Annotated in this window: 2 protein-coding genes; both read right to left on the bottom strand. The window is 61.5% G+C overall.

Annotated elements, in window-relative coordinates; translation table 11 throughout:
• Window positions 1-329: cytochrome c-type biogenesis protein (locus tag BN1800_RS39650; RefSeq protein ID WP_087006387.1), on the bottom strand; the 329-nt coding region annotated here is incomplete at its 3' end.
• 143 nt (window positions 330-472) lie between these two features.
• On the bottom strand, window positions 473-633 hold a 161-nt coding region (locus tag BN1800_RS39655), incomplete at its 5' end, for a cytochrome c-type biogenesis CcmF C-terminal domain-containing protein (protein WP_143534275.1).

Consider the following 633-nt stretch of genomic DNA (forward strand, 5'->3'; position numbering starts at 1 on the left):
TTCAGCAGCACGAATTCGCCGTAACGCGAGACGATGTAGTTCAGAACCTCCTCGTCGGTGTCGCCATCGGAGATGCGCTCGCGCACCAGGAGCCTGAGGTCCTTGGCAAGGTCGGCATTGGAATCGTCGATCGACTGGTTCTGGCACACCATGCAGCGCAGTTCGGCCGACAGTGAGCGGGCGCGGGCTTCGAGCGCCGGATCGGCAAGCACCTCGTCGGGGTTCACGGCGAGGGCGGGAAAAGAGGCGAAGAGTATGAAGAGGGCTACGAGAATGCGAGAGAAAAAGTGCGACGTTCTAGGGATGCGCCGAACGTCTCCTCCCCTCATTCCTGTGCTTGTCACAGGAATCCAGCCACAGCGTGTCCGCCCCGTGAATGGTTCTCTGTCCGCAGATGAGTCATCTGCGCTCAAAGACTTGGGTGCGCTGGATTGCTGTGACAAGCACAGGAATGAGGGAGACAATGAACCTATCACTCCGCCGCCTCCATGGCCAGTCTTGCCGGTTTCGCCTTGCGGCGCGGCGCGCCGACGCGCAGCCGCCTGTCGGAGAGCGACACGAAGCCGCCCGCCGCCATCATCAGCGCCCCACCCCAGATGCAAAGAATGAACGGCTTCCACCAGATGCGAACGA

Source organism: Rhizobium sullae (genome assembly GCF_900169785.1).
Classification (GTDB): Bacteria; Pseudomonadota; Alphaproteobacteria; order Rhizobiales; family Rhizobiaceae; genus Rhizobium; species Rhizobium sullae.